Origin of the sequence: uncultured Campylobacter sp., from assembly GCF_938045535.1 — a bacterium.
Classification (GTDB): Bacteria; Campylobacterota; Campylobacteria; order Campylobacterales; family Campylobacteraceae; genus Campylobacter_B.
The window spans coordinates 1-4,941 of the sequence record NZ_CALIMQ010000073.1 but is presented as its reverse complement, the minus strand read 5'-3'; the positions used below and the strand labels follow the sequence as shown (position 1 = coordinate 4,941).

Annotated in this window: 4 protein-coding genes and 1 pseudogene; 1 reads left to right on the top strand and 4 read right to left on the bottom strand. The window is 48.3% G+C overall.

All coding sequences use genetic code 11. The features are described 5' to 3' along the window. On the top strand, positions 1 to 777 hold a 777-nt coding region (locus Q0095_RS02510), incomplete at its 5' end, for an EFR1 family ferrodoxin (RefSeq protein ID WP_297881058.1). Between the two features lie 873 nt (positions 778 to 1,650). On the opposite strand, the gene Q0095_RS02505 is transcribed toward Q0095_RS02510, so the two are convergent. The 4 genes and pseudogenes from Q0095_RS02505 to Q0095_RS02490 all read right to left on the bottom strand — a co-directional run. Next, complete coding sequence (locus Q0095_RS02505) at positions 1,651 to 3,372, bottom strand: sensor histidine kinase (protein WP_297881056.1); 1,722 nt, start codon at positions 3,370 to 3,372, stop codon at positions 1,651 to 1,653. Further along, positions 3,356 to 3,523, bottom strand: coding sequence for a winged helix-turn-helix domain-containing protein (locus Q0095_RS02500; protein ID WP_297881054.1), 168 nt, complete (start codon positions 3,521 to 3,523; stop codon positions 3,356 to 3,358). Before Q0095_RS02500 ends, Q0095_RS02505 begins: the two co-directional genes overlap by 17 nt. A gap of 90 nt (positions 3,524 to 3,613) precedes the next feature. Next, on the bottom strand, positions 3,614 to 4,087 hold the full coding sequence (locus Q0095_RS02495) for a response regulator (protein ID WP_297881052.1): 474 nt from the start codon (positions 4,085 to 4,087) through the stop codon (positions 3,614 to 3,616). Between the two features lie 444 nt (positions 4,088 to 4,531). After that, positions 4,532 to 4,941 (bottom strand): annotated as a pseudogene (locus Q0095_RS02490) (sugar phosphate nucleotidyltransferase); the annotation flags it as partial.

The following is a 4,941-nucleotide window of genomic DNA, read 5'->3' as shown; positions in this document are numbered from 1 at the left end:
GCTTGGGAGACGGGCATGATAGCGATCTATTTTAGCGCTACGGGCAACACGAAGCACTGCGTGGATAGGCTCATCGCTCATCTTGGCGGCGTTTGCGTCTCGATCGAGAGCAAGGCTTGCAATGAGCTTTTAAAGCACCACAATGACGTTATCTTGGCATATCCCGTCTATTTTAGCGACCTGCCGCGTATCGTGCGCGACTTCCTCTACCGAAACGGCGCGAGCTTTAGCGGCAAAAACGTATTCATCCTCGCTACGATGGAGATCTTCAGCGGCGACGGGACGGGGTGCGCGGCTAGAATTTTAAAACAATTCGGCGCAAACATAACGGGCGGCGCTCATATCAAAATGCCCGCGTTCATCCTCGACGTGGCGATTTTCAGCTACTCGCAAGCGAAAAACGAGCGCATAATCAAAGAGGCGGACGCTAAAGTCAGACGCGTTGCGGAGGCGCTTAGCACAAATCGTCCGCCGCAAGAGGGGCTGAGCGCGCTTTGTCGTATCGCAGGGTTTTTAGGACAGCGGCTTTGGATGAAAATTTGGGATAAAAGCCCCTTTGCTAAGCGCAAGCCGAGCCTCGATCCATCGCGATGCAGCGGCTGCGGGGCTTGCGTCAAACCCTGCCCGATGCGAAACATAAAGCTCGCTTGCAAAAAGGCGCAATTCGGCGATGAGTGCACGCTTTGCTACAGGTGCGTAAATATATGCGAGCACAAGGCGATTACGATCCTAGGCAGGGCGAAAAATTTAGAAAAGTCCATTGCCGCAGACTTATGAGGACGAGCTCATGCCTCGCAAGTTCGCAATAAAATGCGTAACAACGGGCGAGGAAATTTTACTTTTTGATAGCGCTTCGCACGGCTAAAGCGCGATGTTTTGCGGCGAATATGGCGCAAAAAAGTAACTCGTCGCGAGCTAGTGAAATTTAACCTACTGCGCCGTGCAAGATCCGCGTAAAATTTGGCTACAGCACCCACTACGACAACGAAATGTACGAATACGAGACCGACGAGCGCGGTAGGGTCATATTAATAAACGGCGGGGCTGCCTCATGGGGCGAGGTAAGGCAAACGGCTTTGATTATATCGCCGTAATCTACAAGAGAGAGGTGGGCAAAAAGACAAAATTTAGCTTATGTAGGCGACCTTAAATCTCAGTCCGTCTTTTTTGCTCCGTATTTAAATTTTACTTGGTCGCTAGATACTCCTAAATTTAAGTTCTCTAGAGCCGAATGTGGCGTCTTAGAATTTTAGCAAAGGTTTATCCTGCAATACTGCGCCGTGAAATTTCAGCGAAGGCTTATTTTGCCGCATACCTTAAAATTTTTAAATTACCCGCGCCAGCCCACTTAAGCTTTAAAGCGCTTGCCTTATCACTTCGCCTAAGGGTAAAATGCTGCGCCTTGCCTTATTAATTCGCCGCGGAATTTCGCGGTAAAACTAAATTTTAAAATTTGGCCCATTTAAATTTAAAAGCGCACGACTATCGCAAAAATCATCCGATATTATTGGCGACGCCAGCCTAATTTTAAAATTACACCATCGCCCCTATTATGGCTATAGTCGTTAAATTTTAAGTAACAATAGGCGATAAAATTTTAAGAATTTCGCCGCCCAGCATTTCTTTATGCCACCAAGCCCACAAAACCGCCTAAACCTTCTTAAACTTTACGCTAAATTTGCTTCCGCGTCCTACTTTGCTACGTAGTGAAATCTGCGCGCCATGGATTTTTGCGATTTGTGAGGCGATGGCTAGTCCTAGTCCCGCGCCGCTATTTTGCTCACGATTTCTGGAGCGCTCTATTTGATAGAGCTTGTCCCAAATTTTATTTTGCAAAGCAGGCTCAATGCCCTCTCCATCGTCGCTTATGCTAAGTTCGCACGCGTCTGCGCTCACGCAAAGCTCTAAAGCGACGCTGCTGCGCGTAAATTTTAAAGCATTGCTTAAAAGATTGTTAATCAGCCTGATCAAAAGCAGCTCATCGCCGTTTACGCGCGCGCCCTCGGCTATCTGCGAGCTAAAACTTAGCCCCTTTTGTGCGCACAAAAGTTGAAAGTCTTGCGCACACTCGCTTGCGATTTTACTTAAGCTTACGGGCGCCAAACGCGCGCCGCGCTGCAAGCGGGTAAGCTCTAAAATCTGCTCTATTAGCGCCGAAATTTTACGCGCTTGATTGTTGATGACCGCGAAACTCTCCTTTGCCTCGCTCGCGTCTTGCTCGTAGACTAGGGCGTAGTCGCTTTGAGCCAGTATGACGGCAGCGGGCGTACGCAGCTCATGCGAAAGGTCGGCGCTTAGCTGCCGCTCGCGCTCAAACGCGCTTTGCAGCGATGCTAGCATTTCATTAAACGTAGCCACGAGCGCGCTTAGCTCATCCTTGCCTCGCGGTAATTCTATTCGTCGCGTAAAATCGCCGCTAGCTCCGATCTCGCTAGCTGTACGCGACATAGTGCGCACGGGCTTAAACGCTCTTTTTATGATCGCGTAGCCGCCGTAGATGACGAGCACCAGAAATAGCGGCGATAGGATAAGAGCGATTAGCATCACGCGCTTCATCGCAAGCTCAAACTCGCTAACTGCGATGACGCCGCGTATCCATGCACTGCGCCCTTTGATCTGCGCGTCGTAATAGAAAAACTCGTCGTCATCAAGCTCCACCTCGCGCGCGCCTTGAGGCGAGAGCGGCATCGCAGGCTCGAAACCTTTAGGCACAAACCCTGCGATCACGCCGCCTTGTCCGTCATGCTCGTAGAAAAATACACCGTCATCAAAGCTTTTAAATTTTCCCTCGCGCGCGGCTTTTTGCACTAAGCGGGCAAGCTTTTTTTGGCTGACGGAGCTTCCTGATACTTCGTCTAAAATATAGCCGCAAATGCCGATAATAGCGCCTGCAAGTGCCAAAATAAATACACTGTAATAAAGCGTCACGCGTAGGCTGATAGGTAGCGCCTGCGAGCTAAAATTCTCCTTAATGGTTGCAAATATTCTAGATAAGGCTTGAGTAAAATTTTGTATTGTGATTTTAGACGCGAAATTTTGTCCTTGACTTTGCGCGAGGACGCTATTAGAATTTTGCGCTAGATCAGGCGTTGCGCTTGTAACAGAAAAATTCGGCGCGGAATTTGATGCTGGATTTTGCGTGGAATTCCGTTTAAAATTTGACGCCCGGCTTTGAGTAGAATTTAGAGCCCGGTTTAACTCGATATTTTGCGTGGGATTTTTCTTGCGGCTTTTCTTTAAACACGCAAAATTATGCGTAAAATTCTGTTTAAAATTTCGCACGAATTTTAATATGAAAAGCGCCGTAGCGGCAAAAATCTGCTTCGTAATCGCCGAAATTTTGATACAAATCTCGCTATTTTGCCACGACATAGCCAAGCCCTCGCTTCGTTTCTATTATATCGCCGTGCTCGCCTAGCTTTTTGCGGATATTTTTGATTAAAACATCGATAACATTTGAGCTTGCTTCGTCGCTAAAATCCCAAATGCTCTCGCCGCCTTCTCCAAGCTCGACCCGTCGCATGCGAAGAGTGGCTCGACCGCGTCACCGAGTTCGTCCACGCCGCAGGGGGCTCCCCTGCGCCGTCCCTTTCTCCGCCTCACCCTCCACCAGCTACGGGCGACGTAGCTCACGGAGCACCTCCACTACCTCGCCCGCGCAGACGACCGATTTTTTGCTTAGATTTAGGCGCACTTGCCCTATGATAATTTCGTTATCCGCAGTAGCGTTTTTGCGCCTGATAATTGCGCGAAGTCGCGCCAAAAGCTCACGAAAATCAAAAGGCTTAACCATATAATCGTCTGCGCCCAGATCAAGCCCTGCGATGATATCTTCTTTGGCGTCCCTCGCAGTTAAAAATAAAACCGGCGTTCCCAGTCCGCGCGTCCGCGCCGCCTTCAAAAACTCAAAGCCGTCCATCACAGGCATCATCGCATCAAGCACGATAGCGTCATATTTCGCGACATCCAAAAACTCTAGCGCTTCCTTGCCGCAAAAGGCGCAATCTACGCTGTAGCCGTCCTTTTTCAGACATTTTGCGATGATTTGATTTAGATCTTTTTCATCCTCGACAAGTAAAATTTTCAAAGCGCTCCTTTAAAATTTTGCTAATTCTAATCCGCCATTTTAGCTAAAAACGCATAAATTTTGCGGTGCCTTGAATGTGTAAACCCGCTCGCTTTATGCACCGCTAAATTTCAGTAGCGTTGAAAGCCGCGCTAATTCGCAGGCGCCTTTTGTCTAGCTCTAATCTCGCTTGCTTTTTTATCCGCTACGCTTCCTAACCGCCCTAAAAAATTTAGCGCGCCTGCTGTGATATTTAACGCAAAAAGCCCAAATCCTACGCAGCCAAGCTTGAAATTTTGCTTAGCGATTTCGCGTTTGCAGCGGCTGCAAAGCACTGGCTTGCAAGAATTACAAGCCTCCGCGCAGCTTGCTGCGCTGGCAGAATCTCGCGCGCTTGCTAAATTGCTTGTATCTGAAAAATTTTGCGTATCGGCGAAATTTTGCTCGCTAGCGAAATTTTGCGCACTTGATACTTTTGGCTACTTTCACTACTTTATTGGGGTAAAAATAGAGTCCTACTACCGCATAGTTAGATTTAGGCTGTGTGGGTTTTTCCTCAATGCTAAGGACATTTCCCGCGGTGTCAAACTCAGCTACCCCATAACGTTCAGGGTCTTTTACGTAATAACCAAAGACAGTAGCTTTGCGTTCTTTCTTTACATTCTCTACCGCTTGAGCGAGCATTTTCGAGAAACTCTGTCCGTAGAAAATATTATCTCCTAATACCAGGCACACATCGTCATCGCCTATAAACTCTTCGCCTATGATAAAAGCTTGAGCCAAGCCATCAGGACTGGGTTGCTCGGCATAGCTAAGGCGAATACCGAAGTCGGAACCGTCACCTAAGAGGCGCTCAAAACCTGGTAAGTCCTGAG